General features: G+C 42.5%; 21 protein-coding genes. 1 reads left to right on the top strand and 20 read right to left on the bottom strand.

Annotation, left to right across the window (positions count from 1 at the left end):
• Nucleotides 1–10: 10 nt before the first annotated feature.
• The 5 genes from ACZ5AE_RS01725 to ACZ5AE_RS01705 all read right to left on the bottom strand — a co-directional run bounded on the left by ACZ5AE_RS01725 (nt 11) and on the right by ACZ5AE_RS01705 (nt 4,821).
• Complete coding sequence (locus ACZ5AE_RS01725; RefSeq protein ID WP_464568896.1) at nt 11–832, bottom strand: carbohydrate ABC transporter permease; 822 nt, start codon at nt 830–832, stop codon at nt 11–13.
• Nucleotides 829–1,707 (bottom strand): carbohydrate ABC transporter permease, encoded by an 879-nt coding sequence (locus ACZ5AE_RS01720; protein ID WP_464568894.1) that lies wholly within the window; start codon nt 1,705–1,707, stop codon nt 829–831. Before ACZ5AE_RS01720 ends, ACZ5AE_RS01725 begins: the two co-directional genes overlap by 4 nt.
• A gap of 123 nt (nt 1,708–1,830) precedes the next feature.
• The gene (locus ACZ5AE_RS01715) at nt 1,831–3,150 is read right to left on the bottom strand and encodes an ABC transporter substrate-binding protein (RefSeq protein ID WP_464568892.1); all 1,320 of its coding nucleotides are present in this window, start codon (nt 3,148–3,150) and stop codon (nt 1,831–1,833) included.
• Nucleotides 3,151–3,418: 268 nt separating this feature from the next.
• The gene (locus ACZ5AE_RS01710; protein WP_464568890.1) at nt 3,419–4,165 is read right to left on the bottom strand and encodes an IclR family transcriptional regulator; all 747 of its coding nucleotides are present in this window, start codon (nt 4,163–4,165) and stop codon (nt 3,419–3,421) included.
• Nucleotides 4,166–4,338: 173 nt separating this feature from the next.
• Nucleotides 4,339–4,821: a VanZ family protein gene (locus ACZ5AE_RS01705; RefSeq protein WP_464568888.1), complete on the bottom strand. Its 483-nt coding sequence runs from the start codon at nt 4,819–4,821 to the stop codon at nt 4,339–4,341.
• Between the two features lie 97 nt (nt 4,822–4,918).
• Here ACZ5AE_RS01705 and ACZ5AE_RS01700 point away from each other — a divergent pair, with 97 nt between their 5' ends.
• Nucleotides 4,919–5,368 (top strand): OsmC family protein, encoded by a 450-nt coding sequence (locus ACZ5AE_RS01700; RefSeq protein WP_464568886.1) that lies wholly within the window; start codon nt 4,919–4,921, stop codon nt 5,366–5,368.
• 22 nt (nt 5,369–5,390) lie between these two features.
• On the opposite strand, the gene fosM is transcribed toward ACZ5AE_RS01700, so the two are convergent.
• From fosM to ACZ5AE_RS01625, 15 genes are all read right to left on the bottom strand, one after another.
• Nucleotides 5,391–5,813 (bottom strand): FosM family fosfomycin resistance protein, encoded by a 423-nt coding sequence (gene fosM / locus ACZ5AE_RS01695; protein ID WP_464568884.1) that lies wholly within the window; start codon nt 5,811–5,813, stop codon nt 5,391–5,393.
• 90 nt (nt 5,814–5,903) lie between these two features.
• Nucleotides 5,904–6,338 (bottom strand): YueI family protein, encoded by a 435-nt coding sequence (locus ACZ5AE_RS01690; RefSeq protein WP_464568882.1) that lies wholly within the window; start codon nt 6,336–6,338, stop codon nt 5,904–5,906.
• Between the two features lie 267 nt (nt 6,339–6,605).
• Nucleotides 6,606–7,889, bottom strand: coding sequence for an isocitrate lyase (gene aceA, locus ACZ5AE_RS01685; protein WP_464568880.1), 1,284 nt, complete (start codon nt 7,887–7,889; stop codon nt 6,606–6,608).
• A gap of 75 nt (nt 7,890–7,964) precedes the next feature.
• A complete protein-coding gene (gene aceB / locus ACZ5AE_RS01680) occupies nt 7,965–9,557 on the bottom strand; it encodes a malate synthase A (RefSeq protein WP_464568878.1) in 1,593 nt (530 codons plus the stop codon).
• A gap of 195 nt (nt 9,558–9,752) precedes the next feature.
• Nucleotides 9,753–10,370, bottom strand: a complete 618-nt coding sequence (locus tag ACZ5AE_RS01675) for an NAD(P)-binding protein (protein ID WP_464568876.1) — start codon at nt 10,368–10,370, stop codon at nt 9,753–9,755.
• 12 nt (nt 10,371–10,382) lie between these two features.
• Nucleotides 10,383–11,852, bottom strand: a complete 1,470-nt coding sequence (cobA, locus tag ACZ5AE_RS01670) for a uroporphyrinogen-III C-methyltransferase (RefSeq protein WP_464568874.1) — start codon at nt 11,850–11,852, stop codon at nt 10,383–10,385.
• Nucleotides 11,853–12,015: 163 nt separating this feature from the next.
• The gene (locus ACZ5AE_RS01665) at nt 12,016–12,213 is read right to left on the bottom strand and encodes a Rieske (2Fe-2S) protein (RefSeq protein ID WP_464568872.1); all 198 of its coding nucleotides are present in this window, start codon (nt 12,211–12,213) and stop codon (nt 12,016–12,018) included.
• A 179-nt stretch (nt 12,214–12,392) separates the two neighbouring features.
• Complete coding sequence (pruA, locus tag ACZ5AE_RS01660) at nt 12,393–13,940, bottom strand: L-glutamate gamma-semialdehyde dehydrogenase (protein ID WP_464568870.1); 1,548 nt, start codon at nt 13,938–13,940, stop codon at nt 12,393–12,395.
• A 197-nt stretch (nt 13,941–14,137) separates the two neighbouring features.
• Entirely contained in the window at nt 14,138–15,301 is a 1,164-nt protein-coding gene (locus tag ACZ5AE_RS01655) for a CamS family sex pheromone protein (protein ID WP_464568868.1), read from the bottom strand.
• A 12-nt stretch (nt 15,302–15,313) separates the two neighbouring features.
• Entirely contained in the window at nt 15,314–17,320 is a 2,007-nt protein-coding gene (gene ligA, locus ACZ5AE_RS01650) for an NAD-dependent DNA ligase LigA (RefSeq protein ID WP_464573507.1), read from the bottom strand.
• 98 nt (nt 17,321–17,418) lie between these two features.
• Nucleotides 17,419–19,737, bottom strand: a complete 2,319-nt coding sequence (gene pcrA, locus ACZ5AE_RS01645; RefSeq protein WP_464573506.1) for a DNA helicase PcrA — start codon at nt 19,735–19,737, stop codon at nt 17,419–17,421.
• A 71-nt stretch (nt 19,738–19,808) separates the two neighbouring features.
• Nucleotides 19,809–20,492: a heptaprenylglyceryl phosphate synthase gene (pcrB, locus tag ACZ5AE_RS01640; RefSeq protein ID WP_464568866.1), complete on the bottom strand. Its 684-nt coding sequence runs from the start codon at nt 20,490–20,492 to the stop codon at nt 19,809–19,811.
• 196 nt (nt 20,493–20,688) lie between these two features.
• Nucleotides 20,689–20,994 carry a YerC/YecD family TrpR-related protein gene (locus tag ACZ5AE_RS01635; protein ID WP_213120898.1) on the bottom strand — a complete coding sequence of 102 codons (306 nt, stop codon included), beginning with the start codon at nt 20,992–20,994 and terminating at the stop codon, nt 20,689–20,691.
• Between the two features lie 24 nt (nt 20,995–21,018).
• Entirely contained in the window at nt 21,019–22,071 is a 1,053-nt protein-coding gene (locus ACZ5AE_RS01630; protein ID WP_464568864.1) for a DUF3048 domain-containing protein, read from the bottom strand.
• Between the two features lie 73 nt (nt 22,072–22,144).
• Nucleotides 22,145–23,890, bottom strand: coding sequence for an adenine deaminase C-terminal domain-containing protein (locus tag ACZ5AE_RS01625; protein ID WP_464568862.1), 1,746 nt, complete (start codon nt 23,888–23,890; stop codon nt 22,145–22,147).
• Nucleotides 23,891–24,014 lie beyond the last annotated feature (124 nt).

Genomic DNA, 24,014 nt, shown 5'->3' with positions numbered 1-24,014 from the left:
GCTAAGACTATTAACCTTTCACACTTCCGCCTGTTAATCCTGCAATGATATAACGTTGGGCAAATAGTGCGATGACCAGTACAGGTGCCGTAATGATGACAGACGCCGCCATTAGACCGCCCCAGTTAATTTCCGAATAGGATAGGAAATTAAAGATGGCGATTGGTAATGTCTTCGTGTTATCGCCTGCTAAAATCAGTGAAAACATAAAGTTATTCCATGAGAAGATGAACGCCAAAATGGATGATGTCACAATCCCCGGTCCGGAGATTGGCAGCATAACTTTGACAAACGCACCTGGAATGGAACATCCATCCACACGCGCTGATTCCTCAAGTTCATGTGGAAGCCCTTCGAAAAATGGAATCATAACCCAGATAATAAACGGCATGGTTACAAGCATATGGCTTAAGATTAACGACGTATATGTGTCAATTAATTGCAGTTTTGAAAAGATAATGAACCACGGGATAAGGAAAGAGATCCCCGGTACAATCCTTGCTACAAGAATTAAAAGACCAAATCCCTGCTGCTTGAATTTTGCAATTGAATATGCGGCAGGCAGGCCAAGGATGAGGCCAAAAAGGGTTGCACCCGCTGCAACGATAAAGCTGTTCCATATAAAACTAAGAAAGTTATATTCTTTAAAAACATTAATATAGTTATTAAAGTTTGCAGTGATCTCAAATATTTTTTCCGTATTAAGAATTTGCACTTGTGTTTTAAAAGATGCAAGTAACATCCACAGGAAAGGGAGTAAGAACAAAAATAGTACAAAATAGACGCCGAAATGGGTGAAAATGGATTTAATCGGACTTTGTTTTTCACTCATAGCTGTACACCCGCCCTTTTCCGTAAAATAATCGTGAATATACTAATCGATAGAACGATGATAAAGAAGATCATCAATAATGCCGAAGCTTGGCCAATCTTGAAGTATTGGAAGCCTAAAACGTACCCGTAAATGTTAGTTGTCTGGGATGAAGTCCCCGGTCCGCCCTGAGTAGTAGCATAAATAATGTCAAACGTTTTTAACGCGTCAATCATCCTTAATAAAACAGCGGAATAAAGCGTCGGTTTTAACAACGGAAGCGTAATTTTTGTAAACGACTGCCAAGGAGTCGCCCCGTCAATCATTGCTGCTTCGTAAGGATCCTTCGGCAGGGAAACAAGACCTGCTAGAACGATTAAGGCAATCATCGGGGTCCATTCCCAAACATCAATAAAAATTAACGAAGGCATAACGAGACTTTGTGATGTCAACCATTCCTGAGCCGGGATTCCTAGTTTGCCTAAAAATATGTTAGCAATCCCAATATTTGGTTCATAAATCAATACCCAAATTAAACCAACCGCAACTGGAGTTGCTACCATTGGGAGCAGGAATAAGGTTTTGACAATCCCTTTTCCAACGATATTCTGATTCATAAGAATCGCAATTCCAACCCCTAACACCGTTTCAATCAGTACAGCTACAATTGTAAAATAGAACATTAACCAAAGTGATTTAAGAAAAAGTTCATCTTTAAATAATGCTATATAGTTATCCAAAGCCACCCATAACGGAGGAGTCACATTCGACATGCTCCACTCATGGAAACTCAGCCAAAATGTATAGCCCACAGGCATGACCATCATTAATCCTACAAAAAGCACAGCCGGCAAGGTAAAAACCCACTTGATGTGACGGTCAATCCAATTTGTCATTCTTTTGTTCCTCCCGGAAAAATTTATGGTTTTGTTAAAACAAACGGCTTTCGGGCACGATCCAGTGTTACAACCTAGATTGCTGACCGAAAGCCGAATGGAAGTTATGTTGCGTAAAATTTCTTATTTCTCACTGTCAAGAATTTTTTGGAATTCTCCGTCTGCCTTTTCTGCAGCAGCCTTTACATCCTTGCCTTCGATACCAGCAATGATGATATCACCGATGGAATCACGTGCGCTTCCTACGTTGATTACCACTGGACGGTCATAAGAGGTACCAGCTTTACCATTTTCAGCAATAGCTTCCGCTAAATCTTTCGGGAATTTAGCAGTTCCTTCTGCAGACTCCCAAACAGAAATACGTGCACCAGGATTTCCTTCAGCTTGAAGCTTGGTAACCATTTCTTTGCTTTCTACCCACTTAATGAACTCCCATGCCGCATCTTTCTTCTCAGAATTAGCGCCAATACCAAGTGCCCAAGATGTTACGTTGTATGGCTTAGAACCATTAGCACCAGCTGGGAACGGAGCAAAACCAACTTTGTCAGCCACAGCGGATTTTGATGGATCAGTTGCGTTTGTAAACAAGGATGATGCATCTGTGTAGAAAGCAGCTTTTCCTTGAGTGAACACAGCCATTGCTTCAGGCCAGCTCATGTTTAAAGTACCTTTAGGGCCATACTTGTTTAATAGGTTTCCATAATATTCAAATGCTTTTAATGCCTCAGGTGAAGTAAGGGTTGATTTTCCATCCTTCATAAAGTCTCCGCCAAAGCCATATAGGAAGCTGGAGAACTGAGTAACTGCAGCAGCACGTTTACCACGAGCAACAAATCCTGCTACGCCATTAGCAGGGTCGTTTAACTTCTTAGCCGCTGCTTCAAGCTCTTCTAGAGTTTTTGGAACTTCAATTCCAGCTTTTTCTAACAGGTCTTTACGATAGTAGAGAACTTCTGTCTCTGTTACAAGTGGTAATCCGAAGTATTTTTTGTCTTGTTGCACACTTCCAAGGGAAGAAGGAATAAAATCATTTGTATAGTCTTTTTCTTTAGAAATATATCCAGTCATGTCAGCGAAGTAGCCGCTTTTATGGAACATCTTACCGTCTTGAAGAGGACGGAACATAACAACGTCAATGTTTTTAGAGTTAGATGCAAACTCAACCGAAGTTTTTTGTGTTAATTGGTCTTCAAAATAGCTATCAATTTTAACTTTAATGCCTGTCTCTTTCTCAAACTCTGGCAATTGTGCTTTAATTGCCTCTGTCCAAGGATGGTTGGCAGCAACTAAGCGGATTTCTTGAACCTTTTTCTCACTCTTCTCAGGCGCCTTTGAGGTGTCAGATGAATCCGAACCACTGCACCCAGCAAGTGCAGAGCTAAGACCAACAGTTAGAGCAAGAACACCAGCAGCTTTTTTAAAACCTACAAAACTCTTTTTCATAATTTTCCCCCTGTATTTATTTTCAATTAATTGATAACGGTTTCATTTTGTGCTGTAGACCTATAATGAACAATTAAAAATAGTTTGGTAGAATAATAAACAATTTTCCTAAAGTGACCAAATGACAAATTGTTGCCTAAGATCTCTAAAGCGCTTTCAAAGGAACTATAGATAAACAGCTTTTTTAATAGAATCAATAGAATCGTAATGACCCTTTTCCTACATGCAAGTCCCCCTTTCAAAGGTTTAATTAAACAAAACTTTGTGGTTATCTGTACCCAATACTGTAAGAAATTTTCGTTGAGGTATGGAGCAAGTTTTCCACAATTCGTTCTTTATTTTTTAACATTCTTTCTTTAGGACCTGCTACGCTAATTGCGGCCTGAATCGTACAGTCTACTCCATATATAGGAGCGGCCAGACAATATAACCCCTCTTCATTCTCCTCATCATCAATGGAATAGCCCAGACTTGCGAACATATCCAGTTGCACTTTGAGAGATGTTTTGTCAGTTATCGTCTTTGGTGTAATAGGCTGCAATATTAGGTTTCTGATAATTTCCTCCCGTTGCTCATCCGGGAGAAAGGTTAAGAAGGCTTTTCCTAACCCTGTGCAATACAAAGGCTTGCTTTTTCCCGGTTCTGCTGTGGTACGTATAGATCGGTTGCTGTTGATCTTCGCCACATAGATAAGTTCAGAATCTGATATAACAGCCATAAAGACAGTTTCCTGGACCTCTTCCATTAATCTTTTCAGAAAAGGCAACCCTTGAGCCGCAACATCAAGACAATTCATTGCTATGCTTCCAAGGGGGATAAGCTTTGGTCCAAGGCTATACTTTTTTGAAAAATCGACCGTCAAATAGTTTGCTTGAAGTAAAGTCTCAATCAAACCTGATGTACTGCTCTGCGGAAAAGCAAGTGTCTTGCTTATTTCTTTGATAGTTAATCCTTCTGGGTGCTGCGCAAGCAACTCAAACACTTTTAAGACGCGGTCTGCCGATTTAACAGCCATCTCCCGATCCTCCTTGAAATCACATATGTGATTTTAAATCATGTATGTGATTTCATTACCCATATTACTACAGTATGTAAACCCTTACAACACATTTTTTTCTTATCAATTAAAAAATCTGCAAATTTTCAAAAAACGTTGCAGATTTCAACATAATTTCAGTTCCGTTTGCCTTATTTTTTTACTTTCTTTTTGGGGCGGGAAAAAAACTGCACAATTTTAAATGGGATATAACCCAGAATTCCGCCAAAGGTATTTAATATCAAATCATCCACATCGAAGCTGCCAAATTCAAACACTAGCTGAAGAATTTCATAGGTCAGACTTAAACTGAACGCGGCAAGCATGACGGTTCTAAGTTTTTGAAACTTTTTTGCCAAGAGTGGTAAGATAAAGCCAAGCGGGATAAAGCCAACCACATTTCCAGCTAAATTCTTCACCCGAATATCGAAATTGACATCAGCTATATACAAATAAAAATTAATGGTTTTAAAGGGAACAAAATTGTTTGAGCGCCAGTGGTATCCATCATAGGTGAAATTAAACTGATTGATTATCTGTGATAGCGGGATATATTTGAATAATACGAGTTTTGTTAGAATTGCCAGATAAAGGCATAGTACTAAAAAAAGAAATAGTTTTTTTATTAGGTTCATGTTTTTTGCTGCTCCATAAAAATTAATAAACTAACCATACCATATTTTAAAAACCATCGGGTTTTTAAACAAGAAATATTTCACTGGAGGTTTTTGGATGGCTGAACATCGATTTCTATTAAATGCTAACTGGCCAGGGCTTCGGAATGATGTAGGTGAAATTGAAACCGCAAACCTAAAAACAAATGTATCTATCCCACCGGAAATGGACGGCCCAGGAATTGGGACAAATCCCGATGAGATGCTTCTGGGTGCGGCTGCGACTTGCTATATCATTACGCTTGCCGCCATGATGCAGCGCAGCGGGCTTGAAAAGGTGGACCTAACCATGGAATCCGAAGGAATTGTCGATGTAACCAAAGGGGTTATTACGTATAAAAAAATTATCCATCGGCCGCATATCATTTTAATGGCAGATGCTGCTGAAAAGGATTTTGCATTAGCGCACAGGCTCGCCAAGAAAGCGGAAACCTCCTGTATGATCAGCAGAGCGGTGCAGGGAAATGTGGAGATTGAATTACGTGCAGTGGTCGAGGCAGCAAACTAAAAGGGGCTATTAGGCCCCTTTTTCAATTGAAAAACTCCATATGCTTTTTTTCTTGTTTATAGTAATCCAGCCTGTCTTGGAGTGTACCTGTGTGAAACTCAAATTTATGTCCATCCGGGTCGGTAAAATATAGCGATCGTTTATCCCTTTCGTCTCTTTGACGGCCCGGCAGAATGTTGACCTGTAGTTTTTTCAGTTTTTCAAACATCTTAAGGAAGTCTGCCTCCTCGATTGAAAAAGCCAGATGCGTATAAGATTGATGTATTTCATTTCTTGGTATATCCTTCTCCTCATTAAGGGCAAGCCATAAGCCATTTAGATCAAAATAGGCGGTAGTTCTCCCTTTCACCAGCAATTTGGCGTCAAACACGTTTTGATAGAATTGTATGGATTTATTTAGATTAGAAACGGAAATCAAAATGTGGTTTATTCCTTTTATAGTCATGATTCGCCCCCCCCTTCTAAATATTACCACGATTTTAATTTTGGATATAAAAAAACCCATGGCCACCTTTATTCCATGAGCCGATAAGCTTCATTTTCTTCTAAATAACTTCGAAAAAAGTCCTTTCTTCATATTTTGCTTCGGTATCACAATTTCCTTTTTTGTAAGGTAAATATCTTCTATATCAATAGCATGATTCATGGCTAAAACTAAGCCGATGTCGGTGTCATACTCCTTATTGGTGACAATGGTGTGGCCAATATTGAGTTTGGATGCCACTTTTACATATTTGGATAATTGGGCGTAACCCATATTTCCGTTCAGAAAAAGATGGGCACTGGGATATTTCTTCATCAATTGCCCAATTTGAGGGTAAACTTCGGTTTCATAGACTTGTTTTTTTGTAAGGACTACGATAATTCGTTCGCGTAAGGATCCTAAAAACTTCCGTCTTTCCTCAGGCTTGGTTTCGAGCGGTCCATGGATACCTTGCTGCAAGACCTCGTCAACGGTTGGTTTTTTCAAAATGAATCAACTCCATTTAAAGGGCTAATTACTATGTATGATTCTGTAAAGAAAACGTTCCTATCTCTGCGAAAGTAATTAGGTCCTATCCGACAGTAAATCCGGTCTATCCGACAGTAACCTGACCATACGACAGTAAAGTAGGCTTATCCGATAGTAAATCCAGCTTATGTGACAGTAATCAGCACTTATACGACAGTAAACCCCGCCCCATAGCAAAGATCCCTCCCCCCATTAAGGAGGGAAGGATCCGCTTGATCACTATTCTTATTTCGAACCAGTAAACTGCTCTTCTTCCGTAGAACCTTTCAACGCAGTAGTGGAAGACGTTCCGCCAGAGATGACCATGGATACTTGGTCGAAGTAACCAGTACCAACCTCGCGCTGGTGGCGAGTAGCAGTGTAGCCGTATTGCTCGCTTTCAAACTCAGCCTGCTGCAGAACAGAGTAAGCAGCCATGCCGTTTTCTTTATAGCCGCGGGCAAGTTCGAACATGCTGTGGTTTAGGGCATGGAAGCCGGCAAGAGTAACAAATTGGAACTTGTAACCCATTTTGCCAAGCTCTTTTTGGAACTTCGCAATTGTTTCATCATCAAGCTTCTTCTTCCAGTTAAAGGAAGGTGAGCAGTTGTAGGCAAGCAATTTGCCAGGGAACTTCTCATGGATTGCCTCTGCGAAACGGCGTGCCTCTTCAAGGTTTGGCTCGGAAGTTTCGCACCAGATCAGGTCAGCGTAAGGAGCGTAAGCCAATCCGCGGCTGATCGCTTGATCAAGGCCTGCTTTTGTACGGAAGAAGCCTTCAGCTGTACGGTCGCCAGTGATGAATGGTGCATCGTTTTCATCGATATCGCTTGTGATTAAGTCTGCAGCGTTAGCATCTGTACGGGCAACCAGTACAGTTGGAACGCCCATTACGTCAGCAGCCAGACGGGCAGCAATCAGGTTGCGAACTGCGGTTTGCGTTGGAAGCAATACTTTACCGCCTAAGTGGCCGCATTTCTTCTCAGAAGAAAGCTGGTCTTCAAAGTGAACGCCTGCTGCACCTGCTTCAATCATGCCTTTCATTAGTTCGAAACAGTTCAACTGGCCGCCGAAGCCTGCTTCAGCATCAGCCACGATTGGAGCGAACCAGTCGATCGAATTGTCGCCTTCTCCATGAGTGATTTGGTCTGCCCGCTGAAGCGCTTGGTTGATACGCTTAACGACAGCCGGAACGCTGTTTGCAGGGTATAAGCTTTGGTCAGGGTACATATTTCCGGAAAGGTTGGCGTCTGCAGCAACCTGCCATCCGCTTAGGTAGATAGCCTTTAAACCGGCTTTTACCTGCTGCACCGCTTGGTTACCAGTTAAGGCGCCAAGAGCGTTGATATAGTCTTCTTCGTTTACTAGTTTCCAAAGCTTTTCAGCACCTTTGCGTGCTAATGTATGTTCAATATCGATAGAACCGCGAAGTTTGATAACATCCTCGGCAGTATATGGGCGTGTGATCCCCTTCCATCGTGCATCCATTTCCCAGCTTTCTTGTAATTGCGCTACTCTTGCATCAGTCATTTTAAAATCCTCCTATCAACCTATTAAAGTATTTTTTTAAAATATATTTTTGAAGAGTTAAAAACTCTCAAATCCCTATAATTGTTCGTAACCTGGAATAGTTAAGAAATCGGCGAATTCGTCATTTAAAATTAAGTTGTCAAATAGCTTAACGGCTTCGTCAAACCGTCCATTCAAATAGGCTTGGTCCCCAATTTCCTGCTTTATTTTCGTAAGTTCCTCCGCCTTTAGCTGTTCATATAATTCGAAGGTTAACTTCCGGTTGTCTTTTAAGACGCCCTTCGGATGACGGATCCACTGCCAAAGCTGTGCCCGTGAAATTTCAGCGGTAGCCGCATCCTCCATTAAATTATGAATCGGTGCTGCACCACGGCCTGAAAGCCAGGAAGCCACATATTGAATCCCAACATTGATGTTGATACGGACGCCTTCCTCAGTAATAGTACCTGTTGGCACTTCCAATAAATCACTAGTTGTAATGGTGATCTTCTGCTGTTTCATCGTATGGATTTGGTTTGGAGTAAGCATTTCGCGGTTGAAAACCTCCATCGCCACCGGAACAAGCCCAGGGTGGGCAACCCACGTCCCATCGTGACCGTCCCTTACCTCGCGCTCTTTGTCAGCGCGAACCTTGGCAAATGCCTCTTCGTTCGCCTCGGGGTTATCCTTGATTGGAATCTGTGCTGCCATTCCCCCTATTGCCGGTGCCTTGCGGCGGTGGCAGGTTTGAATTGTAAGTAGTGAGTACGATCGCATGAATGGCACTGTCATCGCAACCTGCGAACGATCCGGTAATATAACATCATCTTGGTTACGCAGTTTTTTCAAATAGCTAAAAATATAATCCCATCTTCCACAGTTTAATCCGGCTGAGTGTTCCCTTAATTCATAGAGAATCTCTTCCATTTCAAAAGCTGCCAGGATGGTTTCAATCAACACAGTTGCTTTGATGGTGCCTTGGGCAATCCCCAGCTTTTCCTGTGCGTAAACAAATACGTCATTCCAAAGCCGTGCTTCCAAATGGCTTTCAAGCTTTGGCAGGTAAAAGTAAGGACCGGTTCCCCTTGCCAGTAGTTCCTTGACGTTATGGAAAAAATACAATCCAAAGTCGAAAAAGCTGCCTGAAATGGCTCTGCCGTCTAATAGCACATGCTTTTCCTCGAGATGAAATCCACGGGGTCTGACAATTAGTACAGCTGTTTTTTCATTCAGTTCGTATTTTTTTCCGTCTGGATTTTCAAAGCTAATCGTCCGATTCACGGCATCCCGTAAGTTGATTTGTCCCTCAACGAGGTTCTCCCAAGTCGGTGATGTCGCATCCTCGAAATCTGCCATGAACAATTTGGCACCGGAGTTTAAAGCATTGATGACCATTTTTCGGTCTGTCGGCCCGGTAATCTCCACCCTGCGATCTTGGAGATCTTGCGGAAGGGGGGCAATTGTCCAGTCACCATTTCGGATCGGCTTTGTCTCAGGAAGAAAAGCAGGAAGCTTGCCATCATTAATTTCCTCTTGGCGTTTCTGCCTGGACTGTAACAGTTCAACCCGTCTTGGACCAAATTTGGTTTCAAGTTCTTCAATAAATTTCAAAGCATCTGGTGTTAAAATCCTGTCGTATTGGGCTTTCAAGACCCCAACCACTTCCATCCCCCTTGTTTGAGTTGACACGAACTTGATCACCCCTTTGTTATAATACAGTAACTTGCCTCGCTTTGTATTATATAACACGTTTCTATAAAAGGGAACTACTTTTCTGAAAATTTTTTAAAAAAAGTAAAATTCCCCTATGTAGATAAAAAAAACCATAATATTACTAGATTCTTAACACGAAAAAAAGCAGATACCTCAACTCAGGTATCTGCTTTAAATCATTTGTTCATATAAACGCTGAAACATCTCATCAAAGTTGCTGCTGTTCAAAAATTCTGGACTGACAATGGCTGTTAACAATTTTCTTTTTAAATCCGCATCCTCAACATTTTTCAAAATCCATTTCCTTTTTGAAAAAAGAAATTCTAGATAATCCTCGTACCGCGAGTCAAACTGCTGCTCAAGCTGCTTGCGGATCTGTTTCGCTAGGATTGGGCTTGCTCCTCCCGTTGATACGGCAATGCTTAAGCGGCCCCGTTTCAAATGGGAAGGCAGATGGAAATCCGACTTGTCCGGATTGTCCGCTATGGATACAAGCTGATGCTCCGACGCTTCTTCCGTCACAAGATTGTTGGTGTGTGGGTCATTCGTTGCCGCTATGATAAGAAACGCTTCCTGTATGTCCGACTTGGCAAACGGCCTCTTCTCCCAGTTTATTTTCCCTTCATGGGCCAGATGTTGTATAACAGGTGTGCTTTCGGGGCTAATAACTGTAATGGCAGCTCCAGATTCCAGCAGGCCTTTTACCTTCCGCTCAGCTACTTTGCCGCCGCCTGCCACGACTACCTTTTTTCCTTCAAGTTTAAGCATGATTGGGTAATAACCGTACATTTTGCACCCCATTTACCTATTGGCAGGAGTTTTTTCCGGCCAAGGGCCAGTTAAATACTCAATAAGCGCTTCTTTAGTGGCTTTTTTCGGCATGCCGCTTTCCACGAGACCCAGTTTGGCCACTTCGGCCATCGTTTGTTTGCCCATTCCGACAACTTGGACATTTTTCAAAAAGGCTTCTGTTTCGATGCCGAATTTTTGCAAAGCTGTTATACATGGCACAACAGAGGCGCTCGAAGGGAAAACAACCGTATTTACATCCGCGTCATCCATCATTCTTTTAAAAATTGGAAAGAATTGTTTGTCCAGTATTTTGTCACTTGTTTTCCAGAAATCTGCATTTTCGTATTTTTGTAACTGGATGCTGCCATCTCCCACAACAAGCATTTTCCCCCCATCGGACATTTCATCGATCAAGCCAGGAATGAATCCTCGTTCTTTTAAGGCATTAATAGTTTTGATGGAAAGACCAAAAAGGTCTGCAGCAACTTTCCGAATATCCACCTGGTGATTCTTTAACGCCGCGAAAAATTCTTCGATACTCTCAGGCGATGTGAATAGGATTTTTTGATAACTGGATATTGTACCCATAATCTCTTCGTTAACAGGTGCGGCGATTCTTTTCCACCTTGGAAATTCGATTACATCCGCACCATGAAGCATCAGTTCCTTCGCTAACTGGCTCTCGCCTTCACTCGTACGGGCCAGAAGAATCTGCCGGCCATGTAATGGCTTTTTCTCAAACCAGCTTATTTTTTCACGAAGAGATGCGACATATCCAACCAAAATAATCGCCGGATTGCTAAACTTCGCCTCTTCTGCCTTGGCTGCGATATCCGCCAATGTTCCTTGTAATGTCTTCTGACGGCCGAAGGTGCCCCATTGAATTAAAATCACCGGGGTTTCGGCTGGCTTCCCGTAGGCAATCAAGTTTTCACTAATGTATGGCAAGTTCCGGACTCCCATGTAAAAAGCAATTGTATCCATCCCACGGGCAAGGCTTGCCCAGTCAAGGAGCGGCTTGCCTTCCTGTGATTTATCATGGGCCGTTACGACCGTAAATGACTCCGCATGTTCCCGATGGGTGACAGGGATTCCAGCATAAAGCGGGGCTGCCATACCGGATGTGATACCTGGGATAATTTCAAAAGGTATTTGGTGATCCGCCAAGGCCTCCGCTTCCTCGCCAACCCGGCCGAATACACCCGGGTCGCCGCCTTTAAGCCTGACCACTGTTTTACCTTCCAATGCTTTGGCGACCAAAACGTCATTTATATTTTCTTGCCGTAAAAAATGACGGTCCGGCAATTTTCCCCCGTAAATCAGTTCGCAATTGTCCGGAGCAAACTCCAAAAGCTTCGGGTTGGCTAGCCGGTCGTATAAAATTACCTCTGCCTGCGTAATGGCTTCAAGCCCTTTCACAGTAATTAAACCAACGTCCCCCGGTCCTGCTCCTACTAAAAAAACTTTTCCAGTTCCCATCGTGCAGCATCCTTCCGTGTTTTCCTTTTATAATACGACAAATATAATATCTTTTTCTATTTTTATGTTAAATGTTTTGGCATTACAAGTATCCGGAGCCTGCACAATCCCGTCTTTTAAGGAGATTTTCCAATCATAAACTGGTCAGAAAACATAATCCACGCTAATAAGCCCTTCTTCCGAATGGACCGCCCTTCGGATGGGGACTGCGGTTCTCCAAGGTATATTCATTGCCATTAGGAATCTTAAATAGGACAATTTCCTTGTCAGCGATGTTAATGATGTAACCAGATCTTGGTTTTAGGTTTGAATAGTTTGCAAAACAGGTATACGGGTTATAGTTTCCAGCATATTGCTTCACTCTCCAGCTTTAATGGTATGTTCAGTATAATATTTCTCTTGAATCTCTTCACTATGAACGCTTCACCTACTACACTCTATTTTGTCCTTCATAACCTCGATGAAGGACATTTTCAGCTCAACTCCTTCACAAAACAAAAACCCCTCCCACATTCTGTGGGAAGAGGGCTCATTTTACTCTTAGTACATTTCAGACGTTGTTTTCCCCTGCATATGAAGCAGCAAATAGTCTGGACCCCCGGCTTTGGAATCGGTTCCGGACATGTTGAAGCCGCCGAATGGCTGGTATCCGACGATGGCTCCTGTACAGCCGCGGTTGAAGTATAGGTTACCGACATGGAAGTCCTCACGTGCCTGCTCCATATGGGCACGGTTTTTAGTAATAACCGCACCAGTTAAGCCATATTCAGTATTGTTGGCAATCTCAAGTGCTTCATTGAAATCCTTCGCCTTTGAGAAACCTACCACCGGCCCGAAAATTTCCTCTTGCATGATGCGGGACTTCGGATCTAAATCGGCAAATACAGTTGGCTTGATGAAGTAACCTTTGGAGCTATCTCCTTCGCCGCCAGTCATCAATTTGCCTTCTGACTTACCAATTTCAACATATTCCATTATTTTCTTGAATGCATTATTATCAATAACTGGGCCCATGAATGTATCTTGTTCAGTTGGCTCGCCAACTTTTATTTGATTAGTCAATTCCACAACGCGATTCAATACTTGATCATATACATCCTCAACGATAACGGCACGAGAACATGCAGAACACTTCTGACCGGAGAATCCAAATGCAGATGCCATGATGGATTGTGCAGCCAATTCAAGATCTGCTTCACTGTCCACAACAATCGTATCCTTACCGCCCATCTCAGCAATTAATCGCTTCATCCAAAGTTGTCCTTCGCTTATTTTGGAAGAGCGGTCGAATATGCGCAGGCCGACATCGCGGGAACCAGTAAAGCTGATGAAACGTGTATCCTTATGATCAACTAAGTAGTCACCCACCTCAGCGCCGCTGCCTGGTACGAAGTTTAGCACACCCTTTGGCAAGCCAGCCTCTTCCATTACTTCCACAAATTTTGCCGCAATAATCGGCGTGGTGGAAGCCGGCTTCAACAGAACCGTATTTCCGGTTACAATTGCGGCAACAGTCGTGCCTGCCATAATCGCAAATGGAAAGTTCCAAGGTGAAATGATGATGCCCACACCAAGAGGAATATAATCATAACGATTAAATTCGTTTGGACGGCTCTGTACAGGCACCCCATTTTTTAAGACAAGCATTTGCCTGCCATAGAATTCTAAAAAGTCAATTCCTTCGGCTGTGTCCGCATCTGCTTCTCTCCACGGCTTACCTGCTTCTTTCGTCATCAGAGCAGAGAACTCATGCTTGCGGCGGCGGATAATCGCTGCCGCTTTAAACAGCACATCGGCGCGGACTTCAGGCTTGGTTTTTCTCCATGTTTTAAATGCCTCAACAGCCGCCTGAATCGCTTTTTCTGCAAGTTCTTTATTGGCCTTTGACACACTGCCGACTACTTCCTCCTTGTTGGCGGGATTATAGGAAACGATTTTTTCCTCAGTAGTCACTTTTTCACCGCCGATGATTAAGGGATAATCCTGTCCTAAATAGCCTTCCACTGTTTTTAAGGCTTGAAGATAGGCTTGGCGGTTTTCTTCCACAGTAAAATCTGTTAATGGCTCATGTTTATATGGTTGCACCATGCTAAACCCCTCCTATGTAATCAATCATTTACATCCGAAATCCCAAATCCTTGTATCAAATAATAATAAGTTGCCTAAAAATACTGAAAACCACCTCATTAAATAGGCGGCGAATTTCGCAGATAAACAATCCTATTTTGCCTCGAAAATTGGATTGTTAACCAAAAAAAAGACCCGTCCGCTATAGCGGTCGAATCTTATTGATAAATATATACAAACGGTTCATTTTCATTAGCTTTACGGACAATCAGTGCTTCAGGGCCGTCCACGGAGGTCACATTTACTGATACCGAAATGTATTCAGGAAAATGCTCCATGACCAACCCTGTGACATATTGGGTAAATCCAATTCCCTCTGTTTTTCCGTAAAATTGAATTGGAATCGTGATATCTAAATTTTGCAGCTGATCACCAACATAAAACGCTCGGCCAATAACGCCGTTAAAGTTAGGAAAATATTCTTCAACATCCTGTTTAAAGTTTAAAAAGGCGATTGTATCATCTCGATGTGCCTCCTGGGCATCACTGGATGGGAATAAATAATACTTTTCGTCGATTTTTTCCCATGAGTTTAGATTTGAGCTGCCTTTATCAACAGTTGTATACGCAAAGAAATTCCCTGGCACGACCGAAGATTTGCTTTGCTGAGCAAATAATGCAATCGTGATTGGAACATCCCCTACATTTTTCATGGTCCTAATTCGTTTGATCATTTCTTCCGCTATTTTCTTTCCTTCGCGTTCCATATCTGCAAAGTCAATATGCTGCTCTTTTTCAACTGTACCGCCATCCACTTGGACCTTGTAATAGTAGGTCGAATTAAGGGCGAGACCAATGGTAATTCCCCCGAGGGAAACGTTGCCCTTATCATCTTTTGTTAAATAATCATGCTCCAAAATATGGGCTAAATAAATCGGACTGCTCGGTTCACCCGGAGGGCCTGTATCAACAGGATTTAATCCGATATTATCCGTTGCCTTCATACTTTTTTCCTTTAGCTGCTCCTCTGTATATTGTCGGCTCAGCAATTGTCTTACTGTTTTTTCCTTGATTTCTTGTCCTTCACGGAAAAAATATTTATCGGTATCAAAGCTATTTTGGGCTATACGCATTAAACCCATTTCAAACTCGTTTAAATCATATCTGGTATTGATATTATTAACGACCAATCCACGTGCTTGACCCGGCTCAAATGGCAGAATGGTCCGGTAATATTTATCTGAAATATTATACTTCGGAATAATTGCCTTCCCTTTATCCTTCTCCTTTGTTTGCACTTCTTCATTTTGCTTTTGAAAAGTAGGTGCACAGGCACTTAGCAAAAAGACAAGGGAAAGCGCGAGCAATGAGAGTTTTCTCAAAACTGACACCTCTTACTTATTTAATTCTTCAAGGAGCTTCTCTTCATCCCACACTTCAATTCCCAGTTCCTGTGCTTTAGAGAGCTTGGATCCTGCATCTTCCCCGGCAATGACCAAGTGGGTTTTCTTGCTTACACTTCCCGCTACATTTCCGCCTAACGCCTCAATCTTTTCTTTTGCTTCATTTCTCGATAAGCGTTCTAATTTACCGGTTAATACCACTGTTTTGCCGGCAAAAATGGAATTGTATTCCTCGGCGGATACCTTTCTTACCCCTTTAAACTCCATGTTCACTCCAAAAGAAGCTAATTCCTGAAGCAATTCTGTTGCTTCTTCCTGTTCAAAAAAGCTGACAATGGAATCAGCCATTTTATCACCAATTTCATTAATGGCAATCAGATCTTCTTTGGAAGCAGACGCTAACCTCTCCATGGTCCCAAATTCCTGAGCCAAGGTTTTTGCTGCTTTTGCCCCGACATGACGGATGCCAAGCCCGAAAAGCAGCTTCTCTAACGAATTATCCTTAGAGGCTTCAATCGCCTTGAGAAGGTTGGTAACCGACTTATCTCCCATTCTTTCAAGGGCAATAAGCTGGTCATACGATAGCTTATAAATATCAGCAACATCGCTGATTAATTTTTCGGCAAATAACTGACTGATGACCTTTTCCCCGAGGCCATCAATGTTCATTGCGTCTCGTGAGACAAAATGGATTAAACCTTCACGGATTTGCGCCGGACATTTGGGATTAATGCAGCGAAGAGCCACTTCACCTTCTAATCGGACTAGTTCGCTTTCACATTCCGGACAGTGTGCCGGCATATGAAAATCGACCTCTTCTCCCGTGCGCTGATCAGCCAAAACATTGACCACTTCCGGAATAATGTCGCCGGCTTTTTTAATGACGACCTTGTCGCCAATTTTGATATCCTTCTCGCGGATTAAATCCTCATTGTGTAAGGAAGCACGCTGCACAGTTGTTCCAGCCACTTTAACTGGTTCTAAAATAGCTGTGGGTGTAATAACGCCGGTGCGGCCGACGCTTAATTCAATATTCTTCAAAGTCGTTACAACTTCTTCAGCTGGGAACTTATATGCTATTGCCCAGCGCGGGCTCTTGGCAGTCGTTCCAAGGGCAGCCTGCTGCTCTAAGGAATCAACCTTAATAACGATCCCGTCGATTTCATAAGGCAGATGCGGGCGCTTTTCCACCCAGCTATTTACATAGTCAATTACCTCGTCGATATTGACGCACTTTCTCCGCTCTTTATTCGTTTTAAACCCAAGTTTGTCCAAGTAATCTAAGCCTTCGCTATGCGAGACGACGCCAAGGTCCCCTGGGTTTCCAATTCCGTATAAAAAGATATCCAGTCTCCGGGAAGCCGTCATTTTCGTGTCAAGCTGACGGAGTGAGCCTGCTGCTGCATTTCGTGGATTGGCAAATAGCTCCTCCCCCCGGTCTTTCCTAGCATCATTCAGCGCATCAAAGGAACGCTTCGGCATAAAAGCCTCACCGCGGACCTCTAAGGACACAGGTTCTGTGAGGCGAAGCGGAATGGATTTAATTGTTCTTAGATTTGCCGTTATATCTTCGCCAATCGTGCCATCACCGCGGGTAGCCCCCTGGATAAACAAACCGTCTTCGTAACGTAAAGAGACTGCCAGACCGTCAATCTTCAGCTCGCAGACATATGAAAATTCATCCCCTACAGCCTGACGGATGCGGCGGTCAAAGTCGCTTAAGTCCTGTTCGTTAAAAGCATTGCCCAAACTCAGCATCGGTGTTCGATGCTCGACTTTTTCAAAAACATCGAGAACCTCCCCGCCAACCCTTACAGACGGAGAGTCAGGTGTTGTTAATTGGGGGAACTTTTCTTCAAGCTCTAATAGCTCCTGCATTAATCGGTCATATTCAGCATCCGGAACGGATGGTTTGTCTAAGACATAGTATTCATAACCGTATTGGTTTAATAGTGTTCGCAATTCGGATATTTTTTGTTCAGCGGTTTGAAGGTCCATATATCCAGCCCTTTCCTCATCTAATTGCAGCAAGTTCCCCCCAAAAAAACAGGGAACCTATTTTTCACCTAATTTTAGAGATTCTTCAGGAAAAATCGTTACACTTTTTTGATCGGTGCAAATTTGGCAAGCAACCGTTTGATGCCAGTCGGACTTGGGAAAGCAATATCAAGTTCAGTGCCTTCCCCCTGTCCTTTCACACTAACAACGGTCCCAATGCCCCATTTTCCATGTTCAGCTTTGTCGCCAACCTTCCAGTCAGCTCCCTCGCCGGAAGCAGCTGAAACTGGGCGCATAACTGGCTTACGTGGTGAGGCAGGAGTGCCCAGTGTACTCCGTCCTGTTCCTGAAGCCCCGGCTGATTCGAAGGAAGAACGGGATCCTCCAAAGGAAGAACGGCTTGACCCAAATGAACTGCTGCCCGATGAAAAGGAAGAACCTCTTGAGCCAAACGGCGAATTTCGTCTTTCCGGTTCAAAGGCTTCCAAAAGGTCTTCGGGAATTTCGCTAATAAACCTAGACGCTGGATTCATATTTGTCCGCCCAAACAGGGTTCTCATTTGGGCATTTGTAAGGAACAAATTTTGCTCTGCTCTTGTGATTCCTACATAGGCAAGACGGCGTTCCTCCTCCATTTCAACCTCTTCCATCAAGGAGCGGCTGTGCGGGAATACTCCTTCCTCCATGCCAATTAGGAATACTATTGGGAACTCGAGTCCTTTTGCCGAATGCAAGGTCATCAAAACAACTGAGTCTGCCTTTTCCCCATCATCATCCATGGAATCAATGTCGGCAACAAGAGCTAGATCAGTTAAAAAGGAAACAAGAGTTTTATCTTCATTTGTTTCTTCAAAATTTTTCGTAACAGATAATAATTCCTCAAGGTTCTCTAAGCGGCTTTGGGCTTCTATGGATTTTTCCGCCTTTAGCATTTCGCTATAGCCGGTTTTATCGAGGACTTCCTCCACCAATTCAGTTACGGATAGATATTCCTGCATATTCGTATAATTCTTGATTAAATCGCGGAATTCTGCTGCCGCTTTTGTTATTTTCGGACTTAAACCAATCAAATCGACGGATTCTAGGGCTTGAAAAATCGACATATCATGCATCGCCGCAAAATCAATAATTTTATCAAGCGAGCTTGAACCGATGCCCCGTTTCGGAACATTGATGACTCGCTGCAGGCTGATGTCATCATCTGGATTGGAGATTAATCGCAAATAGGCAAGCATATCCTTGATTTCTTTTCGGTCATAGAACTTCGTTCCGCCTACAATGGCATAACCGATGTTTGATTTAAGCAGTACTTCCTCCATCACACGGGACTGGGCGTTTGTACGGTATAAAATGGCGATGTCCGAAAGCTTGTACTTCCCGTCTTGGGTCAGTTCCTTAATTCTTCCTGTAACAAACTGTGCTTCACCCTGCTCACTGTCAGCCCGGTAATAAACAATTTTGTTTCCTTCCGGATTTTCCGTCCACAAATTTTTCGCCTTGCGGTTAAAGTTATTTTCAATCACTTTATTAGCTGCCAGAAGAATCCTTTTGGTAGAGCGGTAGTTTTGTTCAAGAAGAATGACAGTAGCGTTTGGATAATCTTTTTCAAAGGAAAGGATGTTGGCAATATCCGCACCTCTCCAGCGGTAAATAGACTGGTCGGAGTCACCCACAACACAAAGATTTTTGAATCTGTTTGCCAGTTGTTTGACCAGTAAATATTGCGCTTTGTTCGTATCCTGATACTCATCCACGTGAATATACTGGAACTTGCGCTGGTAGTACTCCAATACTTCCGGCACACGCTGGAACAATTGAATTGTCTTCATGATCAGGTCGTCAAAATCCAAGGCCTGATTTTTTCGGAGGCGTTTCTGGTATTCTTCATACACATCGCTGACAACCTGTTCGAAATAGCCCCCAGCTGTTTTTGCATATTCTTCCGGGTCGATGAGTTCGTTTTTAGCAGAGCTAATGGAACCCAAAATTGCCCTCGGATCAAATTTCTTTGGATCAATGTTCTTTTCCTTTAGAATCCCTTTAATAACGGATTGCTGGTCGCTTGAATCCAAAATCGTAAAATTTCGGTTAAACCCAATTCGGTCGATGTCACGACGTAAAATACGTACACACATCGAGTGAAAGGTAGAAATCCAAATTTCTTCTGCAGCGCCGCCCATCATTTTCGCAATTCGATCTTTCATCTCTCGGGCAGCTTTGTTCGTAAATGTAATAGCCAAAATATTATAGGGATTAACCCGTTTTTCCACAATTAAATAAGCAATTCGATGCGTTAACACTCTCGTCTTGCCGCTTCCGGCCCCGGCCATGATCAACAGCGGTCCGTCCGTGGCTTTTACAGCCTTTTGCTGTTCCGGGTTCAAGCCGTTTATCAGTTTATCAGTTAAATATTGCAATCTATCCACCACCAAATACAAACATTTGTTCTATTTTTATAATAACGAATTCAGTGCCCTTAAGCAAATTTTTACCAGACCCTGTTCACTGTTTCTAATGCTTGGTCAAAGTTTTCATAAATAGCGTTTCCGATGACAATAACGTCCGCGTGCTTAGCCATTTCAGCTGCCTGTTCAGGCGTTGAAATGCCGCCGCCATAAAACAGCTTCGTGTTATTAAGCACCTTTTTCACATCAGCAACCAATTGCAAGTCGCCATATTTGCCACTGTATTCTAGATAAAAAATGGGCAGATTAAACATTTTTTCCGCCATCATCGCATAGCCCTTAACGTCATCAATGGTCAATTGTGTATTGGCGGAGGCAAGTATCGCTGCTTTGCAATCTCTATTAAGGATGCAGTAGCCCTCCATGACTATTTCTCCCCAATCCATAATTTCACCAAACTCCTTCACCGCCTGATGGTGAAGGCCGGTTATCCATTTCGTATCGGTACTATTTAGGACGGTTGGGATAAAATAAAGATCGAAGCCGGGGGTTACGGTTTCGATGTTGGATATTTCAAGTACACAGGGAACAGTATAGCGGCGGATTCTGGCCATCAAATCCAGCACATTTTCAAGCGTGACTCCGTCTGTTCCGCCAACAATCACGGCATCCGTACCAGATTCGCAAATTTTTTCAAGCTGTTCGTCCGATATTTCTTTATTTGGGTCGAGTTTAAACACGTGGCGCCACGCGTGAACATCGTACATCTATTAAGCCCCCCAATTCATAATTCCATTAAACCATTATAGCACTAGAGCATTCGATACAAAAACAATACAATGAAACTACTTTTGGAAAATACCGGAACAATGAATAAAAACTCGTCGATTTGAATTTATACTTTCCTATTAGCTAAAAAAGAAAAAAACCGAAGTCTCTCACTCCGGTTTTTTGATATTTAGGCTATGCCTGGCTGTTTTCTTCCTTTATTCGCTCTAAGACCATTTCATAGGTGTCGTTTCCGAAGTTCAAGCATCGTTTTACGCGTGAAATGGTAGCTGTGCTTGCTCCGGTTTCCGATTCAATTTTGTGGTAGGTGTTTCCTTCACGAAGCATTCTGGCTACATCCAGGCGCTGGGCTAAAGCTTGAATTTCGTTAATCGTACATAAGTCATCAAAAAAACGATAGCATTCCTCCAGGTCTTTCAAAGAAAGAATGGCTGTAAACAATTGATCAAGCTCTTTACCACGTAGTTTATTAATTTGCATATAATTTCCCCTTTACCGTATAAATCATTGTACATCAAATGAAACGCTTTGAGAAATGCCTGGGTTAGACGGCACTACATTGACCCACGTTTTCCCCGGAACGAGCGGAACCTCTTTCCCGTCCTTCACGGGAACAATTCGTCCGTCCTTGTTCTCCCAATTCACTTCGTTTACTTTTCCCATTTGCAGCAGGTAGGCTTTGCCTCCTGATTTTAAATCCACTTTCAGGTGGCCTGCCGAATCATAAACCTGGTGAACTGCTTCGATGATAAAAATATTATCCAGTAGGACTGGCTCATTATTTTCTAAATCCACGGTCTGTTCACCGCCAGAAAAGCGTTTGTACTTGCCAGATTGGGGATCAAACGTAAAGGTCGAATCAGAGATGCCTCCACTTGAGTAGGAAATCATAATAGATCTTGCTTCTTTTCCAGTGACCTTACTTTTTTCGTCCTCTTTAAAAAATGTAAAGCTTGGCGGTGTTTCGTCCATTGTATAGTGCTTTTGTTCAACACCTTTTAAAATGTTTTCGTACGTAATGTACGAGTTATGAGGTGCTTTACGGGCACTGGACCTCTTAAATAATGTACCATCATATTGCATTCCATTTAAGTTATCAACATAGTTGCTCTCAAGCATCTGCCTTGCTTCTTCACTGTACCCATGGGCGATATAAAGAGCGTTTAGACCTTTGGCCAGTTCAATATAATAAGCTCGTGAACTTCTTACCGGACCTATATTTGCCGGTTTTTCACTTTGAAAGACAGCTAAGAACCGGGTAATATCTCCTTCGGCAATAAGCTCATAGACAATATCCGCCTTAGACAAGCCTGATTGCGGCCTTGCCTGAGGATGATTATTAACCATGACTGCGACTGCTCTTCCATCTGTTTTCGTTTCTGATTTTACGCCAGTGAGAGGAAAATAGTAGGCGGCTTCTTCTGTCTTTTCTTCTTTTTCCACTACCTTGTCAACCACTTTTACTTTTGGTTCTTGTGGTTTTACCGTTTCTTCTTTTTTACTGCATCCGGAGAACAGTAAAAGAAGCGCTGCTGCTGCAACAGCCCATTTTTTCATCCAGTCAACACCCCTGTTTTCTCTCCATGCATCCGGGCACTTTCACGCGTTAAATCATTAACTCAATTATAGTTTAACGCATTATTGATGGAAAGAGTACTGTTTTGTTCATCACATCATACATCCCCTGCTGGGTAATCCGAATATAAGGCAAATGAGTCGTTGAGAAAAACAACAAGCTATATATCGGATCCGAAAAGCTGTAGCCTCGATTTTTCAATTCCTCAAGGAGACGTTTCTCCTGGACCATTAACTCCTCCATCGGAAGATTTGACATAATTCCAGCCAATGGAAGCGGCAGCTCGCAAATAACCTCACCGCCTTCGACCAGGACGATTCCTCCTTCCAATTCTTTCATTCTATTAAATGCCAAAAGCATATCCTGCTTGTTTTTTCCAATTAAAATGATATCCCCTGTATTGGAAAAAGAACTCGCCAGTGCAGATAAATTATTGGCAAATCCTTTTAACATCGTGTTAATCCGCCATTTCCCATTGCGGTCAATTAAAGTAAAAAAACACTCATCATGATCCGTTGTTAATTCATCTCCCGAAACATCAATGGCGATGGAATACGGTTTCGTGATAACAGAATTCTCCATTTTTATTCCGAACGGCATGGAAAATTGCAAGTCGTCCATTGTTAATTCCCAGTCTAATTCCATTGGCTTTAAACCATACTGTGACCAATCTACAGAAGGGTAGGCCTCCTCAACCTTTACACCACTCCGTTTTACCCATTTTCCTTTAGCCAGTACAGAAACAGGTGTTGGATTTTCAACGCTTGATAAGAAGTTAATATTTGCAACTCTGCCTGTGGCAATGTTTCCAAGAATATGGTCGATACCATAGTATCTTGCAATATTCACCGTTGCCATATTATAGGCATCAATAACCGGAACATCTTTTTCAATCGCAATTCGAATCATGGCATCGGTTATACCCTGCTCATAAAAAGTGGAGGTGGCGCCGTCCGTATTAAATATTAATCTATCATACGCGTCAATCCCCATCCGTTTCATATCATCAAGAATATCAGGGAGATCTGGACGGATTGATGAATAGCGAAGGGAAACCATATAGCCTTGCATGAGGCGGTTATAAATTTCCTCACCCGTCATTGCTTCATGGTCACAATCAGCACCCAAAAGCATCATCTTTGCCAAGGTTTTTTCAGAAGCGCCAGGAAAATGGCCTTCAATTTTCTTGCGCATCCTTTTTGCCTCTTGAATCCAATGAAGCATCATATCATCACCGTTTAAAAGCTTAGGCCAGCCCGTCAACTCTCCGCCCTGAAGGACTGCGTCGTGCTCAAGCCAGGACTTAATTTTACTGTGTGAAAATGTTTCTTCCTCATACAAAATTTCTGTTTGCGAATCAAACCGGCACCACCAAAACATTGTGGATGGAATCGAGCGGAAATCGCGCAATAATGAAAACGCTTCCCTTTTTGGTAAATTTAAAGCAAGGGCCATATTGTCATTAATTAATGTCGTGGTTCCAAATTGTGATGCATAGGCCGCAAGAGTATGGGGATTATATAATTGAAACGGATGGGCATGCGGTTCAATATAACCAGGCACAAGGATTTGGTCAGTACAATCAATGATTTCACAGTTTTCTGTGTTGGCAGGTAAGTTCTCGCCAACATAAACAATCCGATCTTCATATATCCAAATATTGGCACGCATCCATTTCTTAAACGTCTGATTCAAATATAAGGCGTTTGTTAACAGAATGGTGGGGGCTGTTGTCCCATCCAAAACGGATACATGCATGCGTAATTGTCTGTTTTTCCAGCGGTAGCGCTGTTCCAGCATACAAAATCCCTCCCTAAAATGAAACGTATCTATTTATAAACTGTATGATTTTGCAAAAAAGAAAACCCTTACAAATTTCTTAGTTATTATACTATCATATTTTGTAATTTAAAGCAGTAAAGAA

This window comes from Neobacillus sp. S1227, assembly GCF_055385255.1.
The sequence above is the reverse complement of the archived record's forward strand: the minus strand, read 5'-3'. Positions and strand labels throughout refer to the sequence as shown.

Bases quoted from the DNA above. Each gene is read 5' to 3' on its own strand.
- ACZ5AE_RS01710 (WP_464568890.1), bottom strand. From the start codon at position 4,165: ATGGCTGTTAAATCGGCAGACCGCGTCTTAAAAGTGTTTGAGTTGCTT.
- ACZ5AE_RS01725 (WP_464568896.1), bottom strand. From the start codon at position 832: ATGAGTGAAAAACAAAGTCCGATTAAATCCATTTTCACCCATTTCGGC.
- ACZ5AE_RS01720 (WP_464568894.1), bottom strand. From the start codon at position 1,707: ATGACAAATTGGATTGACCGTCACATCAAGTGGGTTTTTACCTTGCCG.
- ligA (WP_464573507.1), bottom strand. From the start codon at position 17,320: ATGGACCTTCAAACCGCTGAACAAAAAATATCCGAATTGCGAACACTA.
- pruA (WP_464568870.1), bottom strand. From the start codon at position 13,940: ATGGTGCAACCATATAAACATGAGCCATTAACAGATTTTACTGTGGAA.
- ACZ5AE_RS01630 (WP_464568864.1), bottom strand. From the start codon at position 22,071: ATGAAAAAATGGGCTGTTGCAGCAGCAGCGCTTCTTTTACTGTTCTCC.
- fosM (WP_464568884.1), bottom strand. From the start codon at position 5,813: ATGACTATAAAAGGAATAAACCACATTTTGATTTCCGTTTCTAATCTA.
- ACZ5AE_RS01625 (WP_464568862.1), bottom strand. From the start codon at position 23,890: ATGCTGGAACAGCGCTACCGCTGGAAAAACAGACAATTACGCATGCAT.
- aceA (WP_464568880.1), bottom strand. From the start codon at position 7,889: ATGACTGATGCAAGAGTAGCGCAATTACAAGAAAGCTGGGAAATGGAT.
- ACZ5AE_RS01700 (WP_464568886.1), top strand. From the start codon at position 4,919: ATGGCTGAACATCGATTTCTATTAAATGCTAACTGGCCAGGGCTTCGG.
- ACZ5AE_RS01675 (WP_464568876.1), bottom strand. From the start codon at position 10,370: ATGTACGGTTATTACCCAATCATGCTTAAACTTGAAGGAAAAAAGGTA.
- ACZ5AE_RS01715 (WP_464568892.1), bottom strand. From the start codon at position 3,150: ATGAAAAAGAGTTTTGTAGGTTTTAAAAAAGCTGCTGGTGTTCTTGCT.
- cobA (WP_464568874.1), bottom strand. From the start codon at position 11,852: ATGGGAACTGGAAAAGTTTTTTTAGTAGGAGCAGGACCGGGGGACGTT.
- ACZ5AE_RS01635 (WP_213120898.1), bottom strand. From the start codon at position 20,994: ATGCAAATTAATAAACTACGTGGTAAAGAGCTTGATCAATTGTTTACA.
- ACZ5AE_RS01705 (WP_464568888.1), bottom strand. From the start codon at position 4,821: ATGAACCTAATAAAAAAACTATTTCTTTTTTTAGTACTATGCCTTTAT.
- pcrB (WP_464568866.1), bottom strand. From the start codon at position 20,492: ATGTACGATGTTCACGCGTGGCGCCACGTGTTTAAACTCGACCCAAAT.